This window comes from Flavobacterium granuli (genome assembly GCF_031456055.1).
In the GTDB taxonomy this organism is placed as follows: Bacteria; Bacteroidota; Bacteroidia; order Flavobacteriales; family Flavobacteriaceae; genus Flavobacterium; species Flavobacterium granuli_A.
The window spans coordinates 550072-575854 of the sequence record NZ_JAVDTX010000002.1 but is presented as its reverse complement, the minus strand read 5'-3'; the positions used below and the strand labels follow the sequence as shown (position 1 = coordinate 575854).

Here is a 25783-nt window from a genome sequence, read left to right as displayed (position 1 = left end):
AACAAAACAGTTAATCAGAATAAAAAAAATATGAAAACATCCTCAAAAATAATATTGTTGCTGGTAATGACCATTTCGATTTTTTCCTGTTCAAAGAAAGAAAATGATTTTAATCCTTCATCTTGGGTTGATCCGCAAATTGGGTCGGTTCATGGACGCTGGTTTTTTTACACACCAGCTTCAGTGCCTTTTGGTATGGCAAAATTGGCGCCTCACACAAATGCCTATGGAAGTATCGGGAGTTGGGAGCCTTGCGGTTATGATGACCGTCATAATTCAATTGAAGGTTTTGGCCATTTTCACGAATTTCAAATTGGCGGATTGGTGGCCATGCCGGTAACGGGAAAATTACAGACAACTCCGGGAACTTTGGAAAAACCGGAAACGGGTTACCGATCGACTTTTGATAAAAAAGAGGAACATTCTGAGCCAGGATATTATTCGGTTTTTTTGAAAGAATACGGTATTAAAGCTGAATTAACAGCTACCGAAAGAGTTGGTTTTCACAGATACACTTTCCCAGAATCGAAGGAATCACGCATAATTTTCGATATAGGACACCGTCAGGGTGAAAGTAGTGGTGTGACCGAAGCCGAGATGAAGCTTTCCGGGAAAAATACCTTGGAAGGAACCATAGAAACTTTTCCGGAATATTTAAAATTCTGTGATCCAGAAAAACGAGTGAAAATGTATTTTGTGATTCAGATGAACAAAACACCAGAATCATACGGTTCTTTTGTGGAAGACAAAACTTTCGACAATCAGGCTTTAACCAAAGGAATTGGAAACGGAATGTATGTGAATTTCTCGACTAAAAAAGGTGAAGTTGTAGAAATGCAGGTTGGACTTTCTTATACGAGTATTGAAAATGCAAAACTGAATCTGAAAACTGAATCTGAAGGTCAGACTTTTGATGCGGTAAAAGAAACAGCACACGAGAAATGGAATGAAAAATTAGGACGAATCAAAGTTGAAACGAAAGACAGTATTAACAAAGTAAAATTCTACACAGGTTTGTATCACGCTCTTTTAGGTCGTGGATTAGCGAGCGACGTGGACGGAAGTTATCCAAGACACGATGGTAAAATAGGTCATATTCCTTTGGACGAAAAAGGGAAACCTAAATATAATCATTATAACACGGATGGAATTTGGGGAGCATGGTGGAATTTGGGTCAACTTTGGGCATTGGCTTACCCAGATTATTTGAGCGAATACATTCAATCGAATATTGATTTTGCAAAAGAAACTGGTTGGTTGCACGATGGTGTGGCTGCGGGAGCACATTCTAATGGTGTACAAACAAACTGTTTCGGTTTGATGATTGCAATGACTTACAATAGTGGTATTCGTGATTTTAATGTAGAAGAAGCCTATAATATTGCCTATAAAAATGAAACTGGTTATAACAACCGTCCATTTGGTTCAGGGAAATACGATTTGGCTTATTTTGTAAAAAATGGTTATATCCCTTCGAAAGATACTATTTTGTCAAACGGATGGAAATTCAATTTTGGGGCTTCACACACACTTGAATTTGCCTATACTTCTTATGGGGTTTCTCAATTTGCAAAGGCTTTGGGCAAAAAATCAGATTATGAAAAACTGATGAAACAGGCTGGAAATTGGAAAAATATTTTTGATCCAGAAACCAAATTTATTCGACCAAAATACGAAAATGGAGTATTCGTTGAAAATTTCGACCCAATGCAGGCTTGGAGAGGATTTCAAGAGGCCAATGGTTACCAATATACTTGGTATGTACCGCAAGATCCAGCAGGATTAATAAAAATACTAGGCTTGGATTTGTTTAATCAACGATTGGAAACGACATTTAATGAAAGTCAGAAATCGACTTTTGGAGGTGGAAAAGGAATTGACAGTTTCTCAGGATTAGAAAAGTTATACAACCATGGAAACCAACCTTGTTTGCATCATTCTTATTTGTTCAATTATTCTGGAAAACCTTGGTTGACGCAAAAATGGTCACGTACGATTTGTGACGAATTCTACGGTGCAGAACCACTTCATGGTTATGGATTTGGACAGGATGAGGATCAAGGACAATTGGGAGCCTGGTATGTTATGGCGTCTATGGGGTTATTTGATGTTCAAGGACACGCAGCCATGAATCCGACGTTTCAATTTGGAAGTCCATTATTTGATAAAGTAACCATCAAATTGGATAAAAAATATTATAAAGGCGAAGAATTAGTAATTGAAACCAAAAACAATTCGAAGAAAAATAGATATATCCAATCGGCTTCTTTCAATGGAGAAAAAGAGGAGAACGCTTGGATTGACCGCAAGAAACTAACAGATGGAGGAACTTTAATTTTTGATATGGGAGCTAATCCTAATACCAAATGGGGAGTAAAAACACCACCGCCATCGATGAGTACAAGCAAATAATTAGTGATCAAATCCTGTAAGCTTCTAACGATCTTGTAGGCTGACTTTAAAAGTTAATATTAGAATCTAAATCTTATTGTGTTTTTGCAATAATTCAAATTAAATTAAAATGAAAAGAATCCTTTCGTCTATAGTTGCACTTGCTTTTGCATTGACTACTTCAGCTCAGCAAAAAACGGTTATTGACCCAAAATTATCTGAAAAAATAAAAAATGATTCCTACATGCCTTTTGTAAAAAGCAAAGCTTTGGAAGTAATGAAAACTGGAGTTAATGCTGGAGATGGCTACCGTGAAGTGTGGATTAGGGATTACAATACATTTATCGAATTGGCTGCTCAAGTGACTAAAAAGGAAGATATAAAAGAAAATCTTTTAGTGTTTTTCAGAATGCAGGGAGAGGATGGAAACATCATTGACGGTTATACACCTAAAGAAAAAATTGGAAAAGGTGAAACTGATTTTTCATATTCAAAATTGGAACCAAGGTATGCAGCTCATAAAAATACAGTAGAAACGGATCAGGAAACGTCATTGTTACAAGCAGTTTATAAATACATTAAATTGACAGGTGATAAATCAATTTTAGCTGAAAAGGTTGGAGATATAACTGTTGCTAAAAGATTGGAATGGTCTATGGATTTTCTTATGCAACACAGGTATACCAAAAAATACGGCTTAATTACCGGAGCAACCACAGCCGATTGGGGTGATGTACAACCAGAGCCAGGTTACGGAGTTGATGTTGACGGGAACACACACGTAGCTTGTGATATTTATGATAACGCAATGTTTGTCATGGCATTGGAGAATATGATTGAAATCATTCCTATGACTAAAACGAAATGGGGAAAAATCAAAACAGATGTAGCAAAAAATTGCCGTACATATCTTTGGGATGCCAAAAGACAAAAGTTCATTCCGCACTTGTATTTGAATGGATCACCTTTTCCTGCTGATTTTGACGAAAATAATATTTTCTACTTTGGAGGAACTACTGTGGCAATGGAAGCAGGATTGTTGAGCAAAAAAGAAGTAAAAGCCTCATTGGACGAAATGGTAAAAAGAGTAAAAGAAGCCGGAGCGCCTTCTATCGGTTTGACGCTTTATCCTCCTTATCCTAATGGTTATTTCGTAAACAAAATCATGAATCCTGTGTACAGCTATCAAAATGGCGGTGACTGGACTTGGTTTGGTGCAAGAACGATTCAGCAATTAATCAAATATGGTTATGTGGAAGAAGCTTACAGAGAAGTGCAACCTATGCTGAAACGTGTGAAAGACAATAATGGTTTCTACGAATGGTATTCGGTAGATAATAAGCCAAGAGGTTCTGGAACTTTCAGAGGGGAAGCGGGCGTTTTGTACACGGCTATTGTGATGTTTGAAAATCTGAATAAATAATAGAATTAAAATGAGAGGTGAAGTTGATAAAACAGTAAATCAACTTCGCTTTTTTGTTTTTATATGAACTAATCAAAATCCAAATGAAAAAAAGTATAAATCAATTTATAGGAACTAAAGGCTTTAAATTTTTGCTTTTTTTGCTGTTGACCAGTTTTCAGTTTAATTCTTACGGCAAGACAATCCCTCTTGTTGTAAACGGCAAGAGCGATTATGTTATCGTAATTTCTGCCAAGGAAAATGAGTCGGAAAAAAAGGCAGCTTTGCTTTTACAAAAAAACATTTTTCAAATATCAGGTTATGAGATCCCTATTTCAAATCAATTGGGAAAAAGAAAAAAAGCAATCTATATCAATGTTTCCAATATCGTTCAGGATCCTGATGGATTTTCGATAAGGACCAAAAATGAAAAGCTTTACATTGAAGGTGGAAACAAAAAAGGTTGTATTTATGGCGTTGTAACGTTGTTAGAAAAGTATATGGGTTGTCGTTATTACAGTTCGACTTATGCATCTATTCCTTCGAAAAAGGATATTAATTTGCCTGAGATTGATTTGAAAGACGAACCAAAAAATGATTGCAGAATAGTTTACATCGTTGATAAAGTTGGGCAGGAATTTATAGATTGGAATCGACTCAATACCATTGATGACATTTTTGCGGAAGGTTATTATGTGCATACATTTGGGAAATTTGTTCCGTGGCAAGAGTATTTCAAAAGCCATCCGGAATATTTCTCCGAAATGAATGGCAGAAGAAATATTGATCAGTTGTGTTTGTCAAATCCCGAAGTTTTGAAACTGACTATCGAAAAACTAAAAAAAGAAATGGTACTTCAGCCAAATAAAGAATATTGGTCGGTAAGCCAGAATGATAATTTTTCGTATTGTCAATGCGAAAAATGCAGTAAGACTATTACAGAGGAAGGAAGTCCATCAGGGCCAATTATTCGGTTTGTAAATGAGGTAGCTAAACAATTTCCAGACAAAATCATCTCGACTTTGGCTTATGAATATTCACGAAAAGCACCCATTATTACAAAACCTGCCAAGAATGTGCAGGTGATGTTGTGTACTATCGAATTGAATAGAAGCAAATCAATTGAAGAAGATAAAGGAAGCGAATCATTCAAGAATGATATAATTGAGTGGGGAAAAATCTGTAATCACATTTATTTGTGGGATTATAATATCGATTTTGCCAATTCAGTGAGTCCTTTTCCAAATTTACACGTGTTACAGCCCAACATTCAGTTTTTTGTAAAGAATAATGTTTCAGCTCATTTTCAACAGGCTAATGCTTCGGTAGGCTCTGAATTCTCAGAGCTGAAAGTGTATTTGCTTTCCCGTTTGTTATGGAATCCTGATGCAGATGTAGCTCAATTAACAGACGAGTTTTTGAACGGATATTATGGCAAAGCGGCTCCTTGGATCAAAAAATATATCGACAAATTAGAGAGTGAATTGAAGAAAAGTAACGATGGACTTGATATTTATGGACATCCGACAAGTCATCAGAATACTTTTTTATCACAAGCCAATATAAATGATTATAATTCTTTTTTTGATAATGCAGAAAAAGTTGTTCAGACTGATGCAGCCCAGTTACTACATGTGAAAGTGGCGCGTTTGCCATTGCAGTTTGCTATTATGGAAATTGGAAAGAATGATATGTTTGGACCAAGAGGTTGGTATTCGGAGAAAAATGGAGAATACAATGTAATTCCTGAAAAAGTGCAAATGATAGAAGATTTCTATTCGGTTTGTCAGCAGGCTAATATTGATCATTTGAATGAATCGGGACTGACACCGAAATCGTACTATGAAAGTACCAAACGTTTTATTGATGTACAGGTAAAAGGGAATTTGTCGTTTAAGAAAAAGGTAACTTCAAGTGATGCTCCATCACCTCAGTACAGCAAAGGCGATTTGGCTTATTTGACAAATGGTGTTAGAGGAGACAGCAATTACAAAGTACATTGGCTTGGGTGGAATGGAATCGATTTTACTTTAACGCTCGATTTGGAGAAAACGGTTCAAGCAAAAACAATCGAAATCAGTTCACTTTGGGATGCCAAAAGCTGGATTCTTCATCCTGCAGGTATTCGCTGTTTGGTTTCGGAAAATGGGAAAGATTTTGCAGAGGTTGGTAACGTGTTAACAGACGGTGATCAGGAAAAAGCAGAAGTGAATAAAGTGTTTGCGTTTGGAGTACCTCAAAAAGGTATTCGATATGTGAAATTTGAGGTAAAAGGAACAAATCAATTGCCTGAGTGGCATCCTTCAGCAGGATCGAAATCATGGGTGTTTATTGATGAGATTGTAGTGAAGTAAAAGTTTAAATAAAAGGCTATAAAGTTTTGTCTGGTTGGAATAAAGTGAAAGAGGACGTACGGAAAATCGTGATACCAAATTCCCTTTTGAAAATCCAGATAGTACGCCATTAAAAATTGATACTGATTATTTCGGAAATAAACGTTCTACTGCAAACCTTTCACCAGGAGCATTTGGGAATAATGGAGGTAAAATTGATAAATTGCAGGTTTGGTAAGAATGTGTACTACCTGTGAATCTGAGATAAAGAATAATTAAACTTGAATATAATGGATATGAATTTAAGAAGACTGTTAGTTGTGTTATCAATTAGTTTTTACACTTTGGTTGCTGTTGGCCAACAGAAAACGTCAGCTTACAAAAATCAAGATTTGCCTGTTGACAAAAGAGTTGAAGATTTATTAAAGCAACTTACTGTTGAAGAGAAAATTTCGTTGATTGGTTTTCAGAGTCGTCCTGTGGAGCGATTGGGAATTCCTGCATACAATTGGTGGAATGAAGCTTTACATGGTGTGGCGAGAGCTGGACGTGCAACAGTTTTTCCACAGGCCATTGGAATGGCAGCGACTTTTAATGATGAATTGTTTCATCAAGTGGCCACTGCGATTTCGACTGAAGCTAGGGCCAAAAACAATATGGCAGTTGCCAAAGATCGTCGTTTACAATATATGGGTTTGAATTTTTGGTCGCCTAATATTAATATTTTTCGAGATCCACGTTGGGGTAGAGGTCAGGAAACTTATGGGGAAGATCCTTTTTTGACAGGAAAAATGGGAACGGCTTTCGTCAAAGGAATGCAAGGTGATGACTCAAAATACATGAAAACAGCGGCATGTGCGAAACACTTTGCAGTGCATAGCGGACCGGAAAGTACTCGTCACTCATTTAATGCGATTGTCGATGAAAAAGATTTAAGAGAAACATATTTATACGCTTTCAAAAAATTAGTTGATGCCAATGTAGAATCGGTGATGTGTGCTTATAATAGAGTGAATTCGGAACCTTGTTGTACCGGAAAAACTTTGTTGACGGATATTTTACACAAAGAATGGAATTTCAAAGGTCACGTGGTAACAGACTGTTGGGCATTGCAGGATATTTACGAAAGTCATAAAGCATTGCCTAATAGTGTTGCAGTTGCAGCGGCGGCTATTAAAGGTGGTGTAAATATGGATTGCAGTGATTTACTGCAAAAAGATGCACTAAAAGCATTAGAGCAAAAGTTAATTACGGTAAAAGATATTGATAAAGCATTGGCTCCTTCGTTGCGTACACAATTCAAATTGGGTTTTTATGACAAACCAGAAGATAATCCGTATCGAAAATATGGAGTTGACAGCATTGCCAATTCATACCACATTGGATTAAGCCGAAAAATGGCGGAACAAAGTATGGTTTTGCTAAAAAATGGTCTTGTGAACGGCGTAAAAATACTACCAGTAGACAAAGAAAAATGCAAAGCGATTATGGTTGTGGGACCAAATGCCGCATCGATTGATGCTTTGATGGGAAATTACCATGGAATCAGTGATAAGGCTGTAAATTTTGTTGAAGGAATAGTGGGGGCGGTTGCTCCAGATACAAGAGTGGAATACGATATGGGTTGTGACTTTACAGATACCCAACGTTTCAACGGAATGTGGGCTTCGTCCATGTCTGATTTGACGGTTGCGGTGATTGGATTCAATCCTGTTTATGAAGGTGAGGAAGGTGATGCTTTCTTGGCGGATGGAAAAGGCGATCGAAAAAACATGGAGTTGCCAGCTTCACATATTGCGTATATGAAAGCGTTGCGAAAAGGCTCTAAATCACCAATTGTTGCGGTGGTTACAGGTGGTGGAGCTGTAGATGTTTCTTCTATTGAGCCGTATGTTGATGCGATTATTTTCGCCTGGTATCCAGGGGAACAGGGCGGAACTGCTTTGGCTAACCTTATTTTCGGAAAAGTGTCGCCATCAGGACATTTACCGATTACATTTTATAAATCTTTCAGTGATTTACCGGATTATAATAGCTATGCGATGGGCGGAAGAACCTACCGTTATTTCAACAAGGAGGTTCAATATCCTTTCGGATTCGGATTGAGTTATTCGACTTTTGGTTACAATTGGATTCAAAAACCAGAGAATGTAAAAACGACTTCCGATAAAATTTCAATGCAAATAAAAATTGAAAACACTGGTCAATATGATGCTGATGAAGTGGCTCAAGTATATATAGAATACCCAAATGTTGATAGGATGCCTTTGAAAGAATTGAAAGCATTCAAACGTGTGTCAATTACTAAAGGGAAGTCTCAAAATCTAACTTTGGAGATTCCATTGCAAGAACTTCAAAAATGGGATGATGCTAAAAAACAATTCAGAATCTATGAAGGAAAATATACTGTGAAAATTGGTTCAAATTCGAGAGATGCCCAGTTGGAAGCAAGTTTTGAGATTTCCATGAAATAATAATAACTCTAATAAGAAGATTACAAGTTTACTGCTTTCGCAGAAAAAAATAAACAAATTAAAAGAAATGAATAAAAATTTAAAATCAGCACTTTTTGCAATTTTAGGACTTTTTTGTCTGCAAGTGCACAGTCAGTCTGCCAAACAAAATTTGACACAATATGTAGATCCTTATATAGGAACTGGATTTCACGGACATGTTTTTATGGGAGCAAATGTGCCTTTTGGAGGAGTTCAGTTGGGGCCAGTGAATATCTCACAAGGATGGGACTGGTGTTCGGGTTATCATTATTCGGATCCAACGATTATCGGATTTTCGCATACACATTTGAGTGGAACGGGAATCGGAGACCTTGGCGACTTACTTTTTATGCCTGCACAAGGTAAAATCAACCTAAAAAAAGGAACTGCCAAAGACATGGATAACGGTTATATTTCGTCTTTTGACCATAAAGATGAAGTGGCAAAACCGGGTTATTATTCGGTTATTTTGAAGAAAAATGGAATCAAGGCCGAAATGACAGCTACAGAAAGAGTTGGATTTCAAAAATATACTTTCCCTGCTTCAGAACAATCACACATTATTTTGGATTTGGTTGAAGGAATCGGTTGGGACAAAGCGGCAAATACTTATATCCGTGTAAAAAATGATACATTGATTGAAGGTTACCGTTTTTCAAAAGGTTGGGCTGTTGATCAACGTATTTATTTTGCAGCGATTTTGTCAAAACCGGCCAAGAAAATCCAATTGTATAATAATACAAAAGAGATGATCAATAAAGTGGTTTTGGGAGACAGTGCCAAAGCTGTAATCCAATTTTCGACATTAAAAGATGAGGTAATCAAAATTAAAGTTGGGATTTCTGCTGTGAGTTCCGAAAATGCGTTAATGAATATCAAAAAAGAAATTCCAGGTTGGAACTTCGAAAAAGTGACTGCCGCTGCCGATGAAAAATGGAACAATGAGTTGAATAAAATTACGGTAAAATCGAAAGATGTAGTCAAAATGAAAACATTCTACACGGCTTTATATCACACGATGATTGCGCCTTCGACTTATAATGACAGCAATGGTGATTATTACGGTTCGGACAAACAAGTGCATAGGGCTGCAGGATTTACGAATTTGACTACTTTCTCTTTGTGGGATACTTATCGTGGGGCAAATCCTTTGTTTACGTTGACTCAACAAGAAAGAGTTTCGGATATAGTCAATTCGATGTTGGCGATATATCAAGAATCTGGGCATCTTCCAGTATGGCATTTGATGGGGAATGAAACCTATTGCATGCCCGGAAACAGTGCAATTCAGATTGTTGTTGATGCCTATTTGAAAGGAATTAAAGGAATTGATGGTGAATTGGCTTTCGAAGCGGTAAAAGCAACTGCTATGCAGGACGACCGCGGATTGAATTACGTAAAATCATTAGGATATATACCTGCGGATAATTTGAAAGAATCAGTTGCAATCGGAATGGAATATGCTATCTCCGATGGTGCAATTGCAATGATGGCAAAAAAGATGGGGAAAACCGAAGATTATAATTATTTCTTCAAACGTTCAAAAGCATATCAAAAATATTATGATTCCTCTACAACTTTTGTACGTGGAAAAGTGAGTGATACACAATGGAGAACACCATTTGATCCGTTTAAATCAGCACATATGAAAGATGATTTTGCCGAAGGAAATGCTTGGCAGTACACTTGGTTGGCACCCCATGATGTGGAAGGACTTGTTGCGATGCTAGGAGGTGAAAAAACGTTTACAAAAAAACTAGACTCTTTATTTACGGTAAAAGGAGATATGGGAGCAGAAGCTTCAAATGATATTACTGGTTTGATTGGTCAATATGCTCACGGAAATGAGCCGAGTCATCACATTACCTATTTGTATAATTTCGTAGGGCAGCCATGGAAAACAGCTGAAAAAGTGCGTTATATTATTGATAATTTGTATAGTGATAAGCCAGACGGTTTATGTGGAAATGAAGATGTAGGACAAATGTCGGCATGGTATGTTTTGAGTTCAATGGGAATATATTCCGTGAATCCTTTTAATGGAGTTTTTGTTTTCGGAAGTCCGTCAATGGATGAATCAGTGTTGAATTTAGGCGATGGCAAAAGTTTTACCGTGAAAGCGATCAACAACAGTCCAGAGAATAAATACATTCAAAAAGCTACATTAAACGGAAAAGCCTACACCAAAAGTTATATCCTTCATTCAGATATTATGAAGGGTGGAGAATTGATTTTCACAATGGGAGCAACTCCTTCGAAATCTTGGGGAACTGCCGTGAAAGATCGCCCTTACTCGGTTGAGATTAAGAAATAGCTTTAGTTGTTTTTAAGTATTAATTTATAGTGTAAAAAAACATGAAAAAGAAACTGATTTTTGTTGTTCTGGTTTTCTGTACGGCAATCATTGCTAAGGCTCAAACAGAATACTACGTTTCTGCTACTAAAGGAAGTGATGCCAACAAAGGATCAAAAGAGAAACCGTTTAAAACTATTTCTGCTGCCGCAAAAGTAGCCAAAGCAGGAGATGTAATTACAGTTCATGCCGGAACATACAGAGAAAGTATTCAACCGGAAGTGGGCGGAATTTCGGATACAAAACGCATTACCTATCAAGCCGCAAAAGGAGAGAATGTTGTCATTAAAGGTTCGGAAGTTGTGAAAAAATGGACGAAAATAGGAAACGATACTTGGAAAGCGATTGTGCCTAATACTATGTTTGGTAGTTTTAATCCATTTAATGATTTGATTCGAGGTGATTGGTTTTTGGCGAATGGACGTCAGCATCATACTGGCTGTGTGTATTTGAATGGAAAATGGTTGATGGAAGCTGCAAAAAAAGAAGATGTTACAAATGTTGCTATTCCTAATGATCCGCTTTGGTTTGCCGAAGTGGATGCTCAAAATACTACAATTTATGCTCAATTTATCGGCGTTGATCCAAACAAGGAACTGGTTGAAGTGAATGCACGGGAAACAGTTTTTTATCCGAAGAAAGCATTTGTGAATTATATCACAGTGAAAGGTTTTACAATGTGTCATGCTGCAACCAACTGGGCACCGCCAACAGCAGAACAAAAAGGATTGATTGGAACCCATTGGAGCAAAGGTTGGATTATTGAAAACAATGACATCAGTTATTCAAAATGTTCTGGTGTTTCGCTTGGAAAATATGGTGATGAATGGGATAATAAAGCCGAATCTGCCGAAGGTTACGTAGGAACGATCAACCGTGCTTTGGCAAATATGTGGAATAAGGAAAACATTGGCGGACATATCGTTCGTAACAATACGATTGCTTTTTGCGAGCAAACAGGGATTGTAGGGAGTATGGGCTGTGCCTTCAGTATGATTTCAGGAAATACGATTCATGATATTCATTTTAAAAAATTGTTTAGCGGTTACGAAATGGCAGGGATTAAATTTCACGGAGCTGTTGATGTGCAGATTATCGGAAATCATATTTATCGTTCCGATATGGGAGTTTGGTTGGATTGGATGGCGCAAGGTATACATGTAGCTAACAATTTGATGCACGACAATATAGCATGGGATTTGTTTTTGGAAGTTAATCACGGTCCTATGTTGGTTTATAATAATGTTTTACTCTCAAAAGTGTCTGTATTTATGAATTCGAGGGGAGCAGTATTTGCACATAATCTTTTTGGAGGTAAAGTAAATGCTATTTCTTATGATAGTCGTTTGACACCTTATCATAAGCCACATTCCACGGATATAGTAGCTTTACACGATAATCCAGCTGGTGATATTCAATTTAGAAACAATTTATTTATCAGTGGTGGAGAGGTAAGTCAGTATAAGAAAAATATTTTGCCAGTTTTCTTCGATGGAAATGTATATACAAAAGGGTCAGTGATGGCAGTTTTGGGTGATAAGCAAAGGAGTTTTGGTGAAATAAATGAACAGGCAAAAGAGAAAGTGAAAAATGTGCCTGATGTAGATGCTGTGGAAAAAAACTTTATTTCAAATGAAAATTTTGATGCCGATGCAAAATTGATTACGGAAGGAAAAAGTGTGTATTTAGAAATTAAGTTGGATAAAAATTGGTTAACAGATCAAAAAAGAACACTTGTTTCTACGGACAATTTAGGAAGAACAATTGTCTCTAAGCTTCCTTATGAAAACACTGATGGAACAAAATTTGTCATTGACAAAGATTATAATGGAGCAAAACGTTTGGAAACAAATCCATCTCCAGGACCTTTTGAAATTAAAACTTCAGGAGAACAAAAAATGAAGGTGTTTTAAAAGGATAAAAATGAATTAAAAACCAAAAGAGACAATACTAAAAGGCTGCCTCTTTTTTTGTCAATTGCATAGTTAGTCAATAGCTTTTAATTTAAATTTTTAAAATCAGGCATGCACAATTTAAAACTTATTATAGGATTCTTTTTGATGCATTGGGTAATATCTGCCCAAGACAATTTAGATTTTAAAAAATTAGTTGGAAAGGTTGATTCTTCGGACTTTTTTTTATCTCCTGATTATTATACATGGTGCAGTAGTGTTGTGAAAGGCGAAGACGGTAAATATTATATGTTTTATTCCCGATGGTCGCATGGAAACAGAACCGAAACCGATGATCCGATGAATTATATTTTTAATGGGTTTAGTGGATGGTGTAAATATTCGGAAATTGCTTGTGCCGTAGCAGATAGGGTTGATGGTCCTTATAAATATGTTGCTACTGTTTTAAAATCCAAAGGTACTAACGATTGGGATAAATTTACTTTCCATAATCCTCAAATACGAAAGTTTAATAATACATATTATCTGTATTATATCTCAAATTCATATGATTCATCTTTGTTTGAGAATGACGACAAGAAAACAAAGGAATGGAAACAATGGTTGAAATATAATTGTACACAAAAAATTGGAGTTGTTAAAGCGAATCATATTTCGGATTTTATTAATGGAAAATACACAAAACCTAAAGTGCCATTAATGCAGCCTGATAATGTAAAAACTTTTGAAGTTACCACAAATCCAACTGTTATTCAGGGACATGATGGAAGATATTACATGATGTTTAAGTCCCGTAAACCCAATGTTGGGAATATGACTTTTTGGATGGCGGTTAGTGATGCTCCCGATGGAAAATTCACGATCGTAAGTGATGTGTTTACCAATGAAGATATGGCTTGTGAAGATCCATGCATGTGGTATGATAAAAAGAGAAAAAGATATTACGCTGCTGTAAAATATTATTCCAATAGCAAAAAATTAGTGCCTCAGTTTGGTGCATTGGCTCTTATTACATCAGAAGATGGTGTGAATTGGCAAGGTGCCAAGAATCCTTTGATTTCGTTGCGTGAACTGAAAACTCAAGAAGGGAATATTGAATTGGCACATTTGGAACGTCCTTTTGTTTATACGGATGATAAAGGACAGCCAATAGCTTTGTTTGCTGCTGCATCAATCAAAGAACCATCAAAAGGTGGAGAGCATCCAACATCAGAATACAATTCTTTTGTGGTTTGTTTTAAATTGAAAAGTGATAAAAAATAAAAATGTATAAATTGAAATTTGATAAAATGAAAAAGATTGTTTTTCTACTGATTGTTTTATTGGGAATGGGATTGATACATGCGCAGAAAAAACAAGTAAGTGATGGGAAACCCAACGTGATTGTCATTTTAATGGACGATATGGGATATGCTGATACAGAACCTTACGGTAATGCTGGATATTCGACTCCCAACTTTGACAAGTTGGCCAATGAGGGTGTGCGCATGACGCATTTTTATGCTGCCCAAGCAGTATGCACAGCTTCGAGAGCAGCTTTGTTGACAGGTTGTTATCCTACCAGAATTGGTTTAGGTCATGCATTGGGACCTTGGGACACAACGGCATTAAATCCAAAAGAAGAAACTATTGCCACTGTATTAAAAAAGCAGGGCTATGTCACTGGAATGTTAGGAAAATGGCATCTTGGATCTAAAGCGCCATTTCTTCCAACTCATTATGGTTTTGATACTTTTTACGGTATTCCGTATTCACATGATTACTGGCCAGTGGATTATAAAGGAAATCCAGTTCCGAAAGACACACCTAATGATTGGCGTGCCACATGTCCAGTTCTTCCTATTTATGAAGGAGATACTCAAGTGGGGACTATCCCTACGCTAGAGGAGGCATCACAACTTACAACTACGCTTACCGAAAAAGCAGAAGCGTTTATTACTAAAAATAAAAACAAACCTTTCTTTTTGTATTTGGCTCATCCTTTGCCTCATGTACCGCTAGCTGTTTCTTCAAAATTTAAAGGAAAGTCGGGGGCTGGATTATATGGAGATGTTATTAGTGAAATAGATTGGTCTATTGGGAAAATAATGGAGGCTCTGAAAAAGAACGGGATCGATAAAAATACGTTACTAATTGTTACAAGTGATAATGGTCCATGGCTTTCTTATGGAAATCATGGAGGTTCAACTGGTGGTTTGAGAGAAGGAAAAGGAACCGCCTGGGACGGAGGAACGAGAGTACCTTGTTACATTAGTTGGCCTGGAAAAATTGCTCCAGGATCAGTATCCAACCAGCTGATGACGAATATGGATATTTTACCGACAATCGTTGGTGCGACTAATGCTCATTTGCCAAAAGAAAAAATAGACGGTCTTGATTTTTTACCCATGTTAACTGGAAAAATCAATAAATCCCCCAGAGAAGTGTTTTATGTGTATTATGATAACAATAATTTGAAAATTATCCGATATAAAACTTGGGAACTGGTTTTACCTCATAATTCCCAAGCATATAGTCAAGGGTTACCAGGAAAAGATGGAACTCCAGGAAAAGTACCTTATGTAAATGTGCCAATGGCTTTATATGATCTTATTCATGATCCAGGAACGATTCAGGATGTACAAAGTCAGTATCCAGAAGTTGTTGAAGAAATTATGAAATTGGCTGAACTGGCAAGAGAGGATATGGGAGATGCACTTACCAAACGTGTTGGGAAAAATAACCGACCTGCAGCCAAAATGGAATAAAGAATTTAAAATTAACTTAAGTTATGACCAATAAAAATGACGAAAAAAGCATATCTACTTTTACTTTTTTTTCAATGTTCATTTCATTTATGACTTTTGGACAAGCAAGTAAAAAACAACCCAATATTATTGTTATAATTTCAGATGATCATGCGTATCAATCTATTGGAGCTTATGGTGTCAGTTAAAAGGTTAACCAAATATTGATAAGTTAGCCAATGAAGGAATGCTTTTTACAAATGCCTGTGTGACCAATTCGGTTTGTGAACCTAGTTGGGCAACATTCTTGACCGGAAAGTTTAGTCATATAAAATGAATATCACAAGTAAGAGGTTGAACTAATCTGTTGGACTCTTGTACTCCGCAAGTTTAATTTTGAATAGAAGACAAATACTAATTAAATAAAGATAATATTGAGTTAGTAAATATATTTTTGCTATTGTATCTTTAGTATTTTAAAATAGTAGGTATAAAGCGAGTTATGTAGAAGCAGCAGATGCATTGGGTTATAAGTTTAATATACCGCTAAAAAACTAAAAGTCTAAAATTTAATAACTAAAAAATGAAGGTTGCCTTATTTATACCTTGTTATATCGATCAATTTTATCCAAATGTAGGTATTGCCACTTTGCAATTATTAGAAAAATTGGGATGTAACGTTACTTTTCCTTTGCAGCAAACCTGCTGTGGACAGCCTATGGCCAATAGTGGTTTTGCAAGTCTGAGTAAGGGTTGCGACGTCAATTTTGTTAAAAATTTCTCTGGATTTGATTACATAGTCGCTCCCTCAGGAAGTTGTGTTTTACATGTAAAAGAACATTTGCATGATGACAAACATCCAGGAGAAGCATTACAGATTCGTAATGCCATTTATGAACTCACCGAGTTTCTCACCGATATTCTTAAAGTAGAAAGTATTGATGCCAGTTTTCCTTATAAAGTAGGACTTCATAATAGTTGTCATGGACAGAGAGGATTGCATCTTTCTTCGATGACCGAAAGAATGTTACCTGAGTTTTCTAAACCGGAACAATTATTAAAAATGGTCAAAGGTATAGAGCTTAGTAAACCTAAACGCAATGATGAATGTTGTGGTTTTGGTGGGACATTTTGCGTGTTTGAAGAAGCCGTAAGCGTTAAAATGGGTAAGGACAGAATAAGTGAACATGAAGTGAATGAAGTCGATTACATTACAGGAGGAGATACCAGTTGTCTAATGCATTTGGAAGGAATATTAAAAAGACAAGGGAGTAATACAAAAACCATTCATATAGCTGAAATATTGAATAGTTTGTTATAAAAAACAATTTATCTTTAGTAAATATTAAAATAAATTTAAAAAGTATGACGGCAAAACATGCTGCATTAGCGGAAAAATTTATAGCAGACGAGCCAAGAACCGATTGGCACGATGAAACATTATGGTTTGTTCGTGAGAAACGGGATAAGGCAGCCCATGGTTTGCCGGAATGGGAACAATTAAGGGAATGGGGTTCCCAAATAAAAAATCACACACTCTCCAATCTTTCAAATTATTTAAAAGAATTTGAAGAAAAAGCTACTGCCAATGGCATAAAAATACATTGGGCTGCAGATGGCGAGGAACATAATAAAATAATTCACGAGATTATTCGGAGACACAATATTCAAAAAATTGTGAAAAGCAAAAGTATGCTTACTGAAGAATGTCATCTGAATGAGTATTTGCAACATAAAGGTATTGAGGTAGTCGATACGGATCTGGGCGAACGTATTGTTCAATTCAGGAAAGAGCCTCCAAGTCATATTGTACTGCCTGCAATTCATTTAAAGAAAGAAGATGTTAGCGCTACTTTTCATGAGCATTTGCAAACCGAAAAAGGAAATAACGATCCGCAATATTTAACAGAGGCAGCGAGACAGCACCTCCGTAATAAGTTTGTTGAGTCAGAATTAGCAATAACCGGAGTGAATTTTGCGATTGCAGAAACTGGAGGTTTTGTGGTTTGTACCAATGAAGGAAATGCCGATATGGGAGCTCATACTGCTCCTGTCCACATTGCTTGCATGGGGTTTGAAAAATTAATTCCGAAAGCAGAACATCTTTCCGTTTTTTTAAGATTGTTGGCCAGAAGTGCCACAGGCCAGCCAATCACTACTTATTCCAGTCATTTTCATAAACCAAGACCGGGGCAGGAAATGCATATTGTGATTCTTGATAATGGTCGCAGCCGACAATTGGGCCGCGAAGATTTTAGAAACTCATTAAAATGTATCCGCTGTGCTGCCTGTTTCAATACTTGTCCAGTGTATCGCCGTAGCGGAGGTCATAGTTATCATACTGCAGTGGCAGGGCCAATTGGTTCCATTCTAAATCCTAATTTGGATATGAAAGCCAATGCCGATTTGCCTTTTGCATCGACTTTATGTGGCAGTTGTACTAATGTATGTCCCGTTAAAATTAATATTCACGAGCAGTTGTGGAAATGGAGACAAGTGGTAGTTGCCGAAGGGTATGTTATGTCCAGTAAAAAAATAGGAATGAAAGGAATGAATTTTGTAATGTCGAATCCTAAAGTGTACCGTTTTGCCGGAAAAATGGGAAGATGGTGTTTGCATTTATTTCCTTTTATGGTTAAGAATAAATTAAATGTTTGGTTCAAACAAAGAGAAATGCCAGAAGCGCCTAAAGAATCATTCCGAGATTGGTATTTAAAAAACGGGAAAACAAAAAAATAAAACAGAACTCCTGACAACGAAAGAGTATGAGTGTAAGAGAAAATATTTTGAATGCCATAGCGGCCAACCAACCTAAATTGGTTCCGCTTCCTGTAATAGATGAAGCTTCTGTTATCCATTATGAGGATTTGTATGCGCAATTTAAAACAGTGTTGGAAAGCATTGGAGGAAAAGTAGAATTGATTTCGAATACAGAAGTACTAAAAGAGCAATTAGCAGCTGATAAGTCAAGCGGAAGTTTTGTAGTGAATACGATAGCAGCTCTTGGAAATGTTGATAATCAAGTTGTTTCTTTAACGGCAATCGAATTGGAAAAAGTAGATAAAGCCTATATCGAAGGAACTGTTGGGGTAGCTGAAAATGGTGCTGTGTGGGTTTACGAAAGTCAAATGATAAACAGACTTGTTCCTTTTATCTGTCAGCATTTGGTTTTGGTAATTTATAAAAAAAGTATTGTACCAACTCTGCATCAGGCTTACGAAAAAATAGAAGCAGCTAGAGAAGGTTTTGGGTTGTTTTTAGCAGGACCTTCTAAAACGGCCGATATTGAACAGTCATTGGTGATTGGTGCACACGGAGCAAGAAGCGCAACGATTTATGTCGTAGAATAAAAGTATAAGTTAATAGTGTTTTGTCCTGTAAATTAAGTCGTTATCCTCTAGGAAGGCTTAGTTTTATAATTTTGGACAAATAATAATTAAACAAAGATAATATTGAGTTAGTTATTATATCTTAGTAATTATACTTTTATACTTTTAAAGTTATATAATTTTAATAAAAAATAAGAGAATAGTAGTGTTTTTGAATGTTAGTTTTCTAAAACGATTTACTAAATTGATTTTAGAAAAAGGTTTCTGTATTGATGGATATTCGAAAAGGAATGAATTTACAGTAAAATATAAGTATAATATAATAATAGCAAGAAAATGAAACTAATACGTTTTGGAGAAGTCGGAAAAGAAAAACCAGGTATTTTAATCGAGGAAAAAAGATTTGATGTTTCATCAATTGTAACTGATTACAACGAAGCATTTTTTGAGAACGATGGATTGGAAAAATTAAAGAAAGCATTGGAAAGCAATCCTGTTTTACCAGAAGTTGATGCTTCTGTTCGATTGGGATCTCCGGTAGCCAGACCTTCAAAAATTATTTGTATCGGATTAAACTATGTGGACCATTGCCATGAAACCAATGCTCCAATTCCGGAAGAACCAATAATTTTCTTTAAATCGACTACCGCTTTATGTGGTCCAAACGATGATGTTATTATACCAAAAAACAGCGAAAAAACAGATTGGGAAATCGAATTGGCTTTTGTGGTTGGTAAAAAAGCGAGCTATGTGGAAGAAGCCGATGCTTTGGATTATGTTGCTGGATATTGCCTGCATAATGATTACAGTGAAAGAGCTTTCCAAATTGAACGCGGAGGACAATGGGCCAAAGGAAAAGGATGTGACACATTTGCTCCACTTGGACCCTTTTTGGCAACCCAAGATGAAATTGCAGATGTCAATAATTTGTCGATGTGGTTAACGGTAAACGGAAAAACCTTTCAAAACAGTAATACATCCAATTTGGTTTTCAAAATTCCTTTTTTAGTACATTATTTGAGTCAGTTTATGACTTTGCTTCCAGGTGATGTAATCAGTACAGGAACTCCTCCAGGAGTTGGTTTGGGAATTAAACCAGACCCTATTTATATGAAAGCTGGAGATGTTGTTGAATTAGGAATGGAAGGCTTAGGGTCTAGTAAACAATTGGCGGTAGCTTACAGCAAATAAATTACTGTTGCAAAAAAAGCATTTTTGCATTGGAGATTATAATAGTCGGATTCCACATTCATTAAAATATAATTGTAGTTATTTATGAAAATCGACAGTCATCAGCATTTTTGGAAATTTCATCCGGTAAAAGATTCTTGGATTAATGCCGATATGAAGATACTTCAACGGGATTTTTTGCCATCAGATTTGCATTCATTGCTACATGAGAATGACATCGATGGTTGTGTGGCTGTTCAGGCGGATCAAAGTGAAGAAGAAACTCATTTTCTATTGGAATTGACTTCGGAAAATGATTGGATAAAAGGAGTTGTGGGATGGATTGATCTTAGAGCTGAAAATTTAGACGATCGATTGCAATATTTTTCACAATATAAAAAGCTGAAAGGTTTTCGTCATATCGTACAGGCAGAACCCGAAGACGATTTTTTATTAAGAGAAGATTTTTGTGAAGGAATATCAAAATTGGCAAAATATAATTTCACCTATGATTTGTTGATTTTTCCCAAACATTTGTCCTATGCTGTTGAATTAGTAAAACAATTTCCAGAACAGTCTTTTGTGATAGACCACTTGGCAAAACCTGATTTTAAGCAATCTGATTTTTCTCTTTGGGAAAAAGGAATTCGTGAAATTGCGAATTGCCCAAATGTATTTTGCAAAGTATCTGGTTTGGTTACCGAAGCCGATTGGAACAACTGGAAAGAATCTGATTTTACCCATTGTCTGGATGTTGTCACAGAAGCTTTTGGAATGAGTCGTTTGCTTTTTGGCAGTGATTGGCCAGTAAGTTTGCTTGCTGCATCTTATAAGCAATCTTGGGGGATTTTATTTCGTTATTTTTCGAAATATCCAAAGGAGCAACAAGATAAATTTTGGGGAGGAAATGCAATAGAATTTTATAACCTATAATGAAGATATTTGATTAATTATAAGATTCTTAAATCGATTCGTGTCGATAAATATAGAATCTAGTTCAGAGCCTAAAATAATAGCGCAGTATAAAAAACAGTAACATAATAAATAAAAAAAATGTTAAAGAGCAATATAGATAAGTCTACAGGATTTGAAAAAAGATTTGAGAATATTAACACCGTAGTTTTTGATAACTCAACTTCGGCTTCGGTGGCTGTTGCAAAAGAAATAGCAAATATTATCCAACTAAAACAAGAGAATAATGAATCTTGCATATTGGGACTGGCAACAGGATCTTCCCCAAAAGGATTATATGCTGAGTTGGTGCGCATGCACAAAGAAGAAGGACTTAGTTTTAAAAACGTGGTTTCATTCAATCTAGATGAATATTACCCAATGGAACCCGATTCGATAAATAGCTATGTTCGATTTATGAAGGAATTGTTGTTTGATCAGGTTGATATCTTGCCTGAAAACATCCATATTCCAGACGGGACTTTGTCAAAAGAAGAAATTGCAGAATATTGCGCCAGTTATGAAACCAAGATTGAAGCTCTTGGAGGTATTGATTTGCAGATTCTGGGAATTGGAGGTAACGGTCATATTGGATTCAATGAATCGGGATCTTTACAGAATTCCAAAACAAGATTGGTGGCATTGGATCATATCACAAGAGTGGCGGCAAGTGGCGATTTCTCGGGACTGAGTAATACTCCAAGAACTGCAATTACACTAGGGGTAAAAAAAATAATGGAGGCCAAACAGGTTATACTGATGGCTTGGGGAGAAGGAAAATCAAACATCATCAAAGCTTCAGTTGAAGGCACGGTGACCAATCAAATTCCGGCTTCCTTTTTGCAGGAACATAAAAATGCTGTTTTTGTTTTGGATAAAGAAGCCTCTTCAAAATTGACAAGAATTAACGCTCCTTGGTTGGTGGAAAAAATTGTGTGGACTGACAAATTGATTCGAAAAGCGGTATTGTCTTTGGCTCTTCACCTAAAGAAACCAATTTTAATGCTTACCGATGCAGATTATATCGAAAACGGTATGAGTGATTTATTAGCCGATTCAGGTCCGGCTTATGATATCAATATCAAAATATTCAATAAATTACAAAATACGATTACCGGATGGCCTGGAGGAAAACCAAATGCTGATGACTCGAACAGACCCGAAAGAGCCGAGCCTTCAAGAAAAAGAGTCCTGATTTTTAGTCCACATCCAGATGATGACATTATCAGTATGGGGGGGACTTTTATGAGACTGCAACAGCAAGGACATGAAGTGCATGTGGCTTATCAGACTTCTGGAAATATTGCCGTTGCCGATGATGAGGCATTGAGATTTGCCAATTTCGTCCTTGATTACAATGAAAAATTCGATATTAAAAGTGTTGAAGCGGATACCATTTATAAAAAGGCAGAAACATTCCTTAAAAACAAAAAAGCAAGCGAGATAGATATTCCGGAAGTTAGATACTTAAAGGGATTAATCAGAAAAGGGGAAGCCCGTTCAACGAGCCATTTCGTAGGTTTGCCAGACGAACAAATTCATTTTATGGAGCTTCCTTTCTATGAAACAGGAACTATTGAGAAAAAACCTTTGGGAGAAGATGATATCCAGTTGACAATGGATCTTATCGAAAAGATAAAACCACATCAAATCTATGCAGCAGGTGATTTAGCAGATCCGCACGGTACGCATAAAGTTTGTTTGGATGCCATTTTTGAATCCGCTAGACGATTGAAACCAAAAGACTTTATGAAAGATTGCTGGGTTTGGTTGTATAGAGGCGCTTGGCAGGAATGGGGAATCGATGAGATTGAAATGGCCGTACCAATGAGTCCAGATCAGGTTTTGTCCAAAAGAAAGGGAATATTCAAACATCAATCTCAAAAAGACGGTGTGGTGTTCCAAGGTTCGGATGCTAGGGAATTCTGGCAAAGAGCGGAAGACAGAAATAGAGAGACAGCTATGTTTTACCAACAGCTCGGGCTAGCTACTTATGCGGCTATGGAGGCTTTTGTTAGATGGGAATATTAATAAAAATCATTTACAGACAGGGAGTTTTCTGTAGTAAAAAATCTAAGAATAAAATATTTTATAAATAAATTAAAAACGTAAATATGGTAAGATCATTTATCGTTACACTTCTTTTTTGCAGTGCAATGTCATTTGCTCAGGAAGTAAATATCATTCCTCAGCCGGTACAAGTTACCAGAAACACAGGGAGTTTTGTAATTAATGCTAAAACAAGTTTGGTTGTTTCCAATAATGAGGATAAGCGCACTGCGTCTTTCCTGAATAAATATTTATTGGATTACTATGGTTTTAAATTGCCAATAGTTAAAATTGCCGATAAAAATTGCATTGAGTTAAAAAGCCTTAAGGGTATTGATGGACTTAAGAGTGAAGGTTATAGTCTGAAATCAGACAATAAAGGTGTTGTAATTAACGGGAATTCTCCAATTGGTACTTTCTATGGGATGCAAACTTTGATTCAATTGCTGCCTGTTGAAAAAAGCAATAATCTTGTAATTGCATCGGTAGATGTAAAAGACGAACCTCGTTTTGTTTACAGAGGATCAATGTTGGATGTTGCGCGTCACTTTTTCCCGGTTGCCTTTGTTAAAAAATACATCGATTATTTAGCTCTGCATAAAATGAATTATTTTCATTGGCACCTAACCGAAGATCAGGGGTGGAGAATTGAAATTAAAAAATATCCTAAACTTACTGAAATTGGATCCAAAAGAAACGGATCTATTATTGGTAGATACCCAGGTACAGGTAGTGATAATACTCCAGAAGGAGGATTTTATACTCAAGAAGAAGTCAAAGATATTGTAAAATATGCCTCTGATCGTTTTGTTACAGTAATTCCAGAAATCGAAATGCCAGGACATAGTAGTGCTGCCATTGCTGCCTATCCTGAGTTAAGTTGTTTTCCAAATGAGAAAACTGAACTCTCAGATAAAATGATTTCTAATAAAAGCAAACAGGAATTGGCAAACGGAAAAACTAAAATTGTTCAGGAAACATGGGGTGTTTTTACGGATGTGTATGCCCCAACAGAATATACATTTAAATTTTTGCAAGATGTTATCGATGAGATAGTACCTTTATTTCCTGGGAAATACATTCACGTCGGTGGAGATGAATCACCAAAAGATGCTTGGAAAAGAAGTGAGTTTTGTCAAAACATGATAAAAGAAAAAGGATTGAAGGATGAGCATGAACTTCAAAGTTATTTTATCCAACGTATGGAGAAATATATTAATGGCAAAGGAAAAACATTAATAGGCTGGGATGAAATTCTAGAGGGTGGTCTTGCGCCAAATGCTATTGTAATGAGTTGGAGAGGAGAGAATGGTGGAATTACAGCAGCAAAAGAAAAACATCAGGTGATTATGACCCCAGGAAGCCATGTTTATTTGGATCATTCCCAAACGAAAAATGACAAAGAAGTTACTATTGGTGGTTTTACGAACTTAGAAAAAATTTACAGTTATGAGCCAATTCCAAAGGAATTGAATGAGGAGGAGGCTAAGTATGTGTTGGGAGCCCAAGGAAATGTATGGACAGAATATATGCAAACTCCTGCCAAAGTAGAATATCAGATATTTCCACGTTTGAGTGCTTTAAGCGAAGTTTTGTGGTCTCCGAAAGTAAATAAAAATTGGGCAGTATTTCAAACAAAAATCGAGACTCAGAAAAAAAGATATACTATGTGGGGTGCAAACTATTTTATAGAATATCAAACTGTACTACCAAAGACATTTAATAATTAAAGATTATTCAATTTTGGACAGTTTTTGACACTGTCCTAAAAAGTGTAAGTTTTAAAAAAGGGTTTGACTTTTTAATTAAAGTCGAACCTTTTTTTATATGTTCAGGATTAGTTGAGATTGATCATCAATTTTGTTTTGTGACGTTCATTTTTGCTACCAATTTTCTTCGAATAATTTTATTAAATCTTTTTTTTAATAGTTCATATTACTTTTAATGAATCTATTCTTAACTTTATAAACTTGTGAAGGTACTTTTAAGAAATCAATCCAAGACAATAGCTTGTATTGCATAACAAAAAAATATAAAGATGAAAGATCAAAAAAAAACTAGCAACAAAACCAAAGCGGCACTTGTTTTGTTGATTGTTATGGTTATTATTCTAATAAGCAATTTTATTAGATTGCAAAACTCCCAAAAAGCGAATGAAAACATTAATGCAATCTATAACGACAGATTGGTGGTTGCCCACTATATCTTTCAGTATGACAATGAGCTTCATTCTATAAAAGCAATGGCTCTACAAAACGTGCTAAGTGACTTGCAGAAAAAAGCTGCAATTGCGACTGCCATACAAAACATTCATAAAATTGATAAATTATATTTGAATACTTTTTTGACTCCCAAAGAAAAAACATCTTTTGTTTCTTTTTTGGCTTCCTGTTCTGCTATTGAACTTCAATCGCAAAATAACAACTGGAGTCAAGTGACACAATCTAGTGACCAAGCGCTGAAAACACTGGAATTATTGTCACAAATCCAAATTAGTGAAGCTAAATTCAATCTAGAAAGTTCCAATTCCATTCATAGGGAGAACACGACTTGGGGACAACTTCAAATTGCTTTATTGGTGGTTTTAGGCGGTTTCGCATTATATTTGCTAATCGTAAAGAAAACCAAAATAAAAGTCAAAATACCAGAAGCACCAAGTATGAATTGACCG

Annotated in this window: 18 protein-coding genes; all 18 read left to right on the top strand. The window is 36.1% G+C overall.

The genetic code is table 11. From position 1 onward, the window contains the following. Positions 1 to 30 precede the first annotated feature (30 nt). On the top strand, positions 31 to 2412 hold the full coding sequence (locus J2W95_RS06705; RefSeq protein ID WP_310005240.1) for a GH92 family glycosyl hydrolase: 2382 nt from the start codon (positions 31 to 33) through the stop codon (positions 2410 to 2412). A gap of 109 nt (positions 2413 to 2521) precedes the next feature. After that, positions 2522 to 3814 (top strand): GH36-type glycosyl hydrolase domain-containing protein, encoded by a 1293-nt coding sequence (locus J2W95_RS06700; protein WP_310005238.1) that lies wholly within the window; start codon positions 2522 to 2524, stop codon positions 3812 to 3814. 83 nt (positions 3815 to 3897) lie between these two features. Continuing rightward, entirely contained in the window at positions 3898 to 6147 is a 2250-nt protein-coding gene (locus J2W95_RS06695) for a DUF4838 domain-containing protein (protein ID WP_310005236.1), read from the top strand. 269 nt (positions 6148 to 6416) lie between these two features. Continuing rightward, on the top strand, positions 6417 to 8600 hold the full coding sequence (locus J2W95_RS06690; RefSeq protein WP_310005234.1) for a glycoside hydrolase family 3 N-terminal domain-containing protein: 2184 nt from the start codon (positions 6417 to 6419) through the stop codon (positions 8598 to 8600). 67 nt (positions 8601 to 8667) lie between these two features. Continuing rightward, positions 8668 to 10935 carry a GH92 family glycosyl hydrolase gene (locus J2W95_RS06685; protein ID WP_310005232.1) on the top strand — a complete coding sequence of 756 codons (2268 nt, stop codon included), beginning with the start codon at positions 8668 to 8670 and terminating at the stop codon, positions 10933 to 10935. A 41-nt stretch (positions 10936 to 10976) separates the two neighbouring features. Beyond that, positions 10977 to 12887 (top strand): right-handed parallel beta-helix repeat-containing protein, encoded by a 1911-nt coding sequence (locus J2W95_RS06680; RefSeq protein ID WP_310005230.1) that lies wholly within the window; start codon positions 10977 to 10979, stop codon positions 12885 to 12887. 111 nt (positions 12888 to 12998) lie between these two features. Next, the gene (locus J2W95_RS06675) at positions 12999 to 14150 is read left to right on the top strand and encodes a glycoside hydrolase family protein (RefSeq protein ID WP_310005228.1); all 1152 of its coding nucleotides are present in this window, start codon (positions 12999 to 13001) and stop codon (positions 14148 to 14150) included. Positions 14151 to 14176: 26 nt separating this feature from the next. Beyond that, positions 14177 to 15634, top strand: coding sequence for a sulfatase family protein (locus J2W95_RS06670; RefSeq protein ID WP_310005226.1), 1458 nt, complete (start codon positions 14177 to 14179; stop codon positions 15632 to 15634). Positions 15635 to 15657: 23 nt separating this feature from the next. Then, positions 15658 to 15822 (top strand): hypothetical protein, encoded by a 165-nt coding sequence (locus tag J2W95_RS17410; RefSeq protein ID WP_409025118.1) that lies wholly within the window; start codon positions 15658 to 15660, stop codon positions 15820 to 15822. 38 nt (positions 15823 to 15860) lie between these two features. Further along, positions 15861 to 15950, top strand: coding sequence for a hypothetical protein (locus J2W95_RS17405; protein ID WP_409025117.1), 90 nt, complete (start codon positions 15861 to 15863; stop codon positions 15948 to 15950). Positions 15951 to 16196: 246 nt separating this feature from the next. Further along, positions 16197 to 16934 carry a (Fe-S)-binding protein gene (locus J2W95_RS06660; RefSeq protein WP_310005224.1) on the top strand — a complete coding sequence of 246 codons (738 nt, stop codon included), beginning with the start codon at positions 16197 to 16199 and terminating at the stop codon, positions 16932 to 16934. 44 nt (positions 16935 to 16978) lie between these two features. Further along, the gene (locus J2W95_RS06655) at positions 16979 to 18352 is read left to right on the top strand and encodes a lactate utilization protein B (protein ID WP_310005222.1); all 1374 of its coding nucleotides are present in this window, start codon (positions 16979 to 16981) and stop codon (positions 18350 to 18352) included. A 26-nt stretch (positions 18353 to 18378) separates the two neighbouring features. Continuing rightward, positions 18379 to 18963, top strand: a complete 585-nt coding sequence (locus J2W95_RS06650; protein ID WP_310005220.1) for a LutC/YkgG family protein — start codon at positions 18379 to 18381, stop codon at positions 18961 to 18963. A 315-nt stretch (positions 18964 to 19278) separates the two neighbouring features. After that, complete coding sequence (locus J2W95_RS06645; protein ID WP_310005219.1) at positions 19279 to 20133, top strand: fumarylacetoacetate hydrolase family protein; 855 nt, start codon at positions 19279 to 19281, stop codon at positions 20131 to 20133. 84 nt (positions 20134 to 20217) lie between these two features. Beyond that, positions 20218 to 21045 carry an amidohydrolase family protein gene (locus tag J2W95_RS06640; protein ID WP_310005217.1) on the top strand — a complete coding sequence of 276 codons (828 nt, stop codon included), beginning with the start codon at positions 20218 to 20220 and terminating at the stop codon, positions 21043 to 21045. A gap of 120 nt (positions 21046 to 21165) precedes the next feature. After that, positions 21166 to 23094, top strand: a complete 1929-nt coding sequence (nagB, locus tag J2W95_RS06635; protein WP_310005215.1) for a glucosamine-6-phosphate deaminase — start codon at positions 21166 to 21168, stop codon at positions 23092 to 23094. Positions 23095 to 23177: 83 nt separating this feature from the next. Then, complete coding sequence (locus tag J2W95_RS06630; protein WP_310005214.1) at positions 23178 to 24842, top strand: beta-N-acetylhexosaminidase; 1665 nt, start codon at positions 23178 to 23180, stop codon at positions 24840 to 24842. A gap of 308 nt (positions 24843 to 25150) precedes the next feature. After that, positions 25151 to 25780: an MCP four helix bundle domain-containing protein gene (locus tag J2W95_RS06625; protein ID WP_310005212.1), complete on the top strand. Its 630-nt coding sequence runs from the start codon at positions 25151 to 25153 to the stop codon at positions 25778 to 25780. The last annotated feature ends 3 nt before the right edge of the window (positions 25781 to 25783 follow it).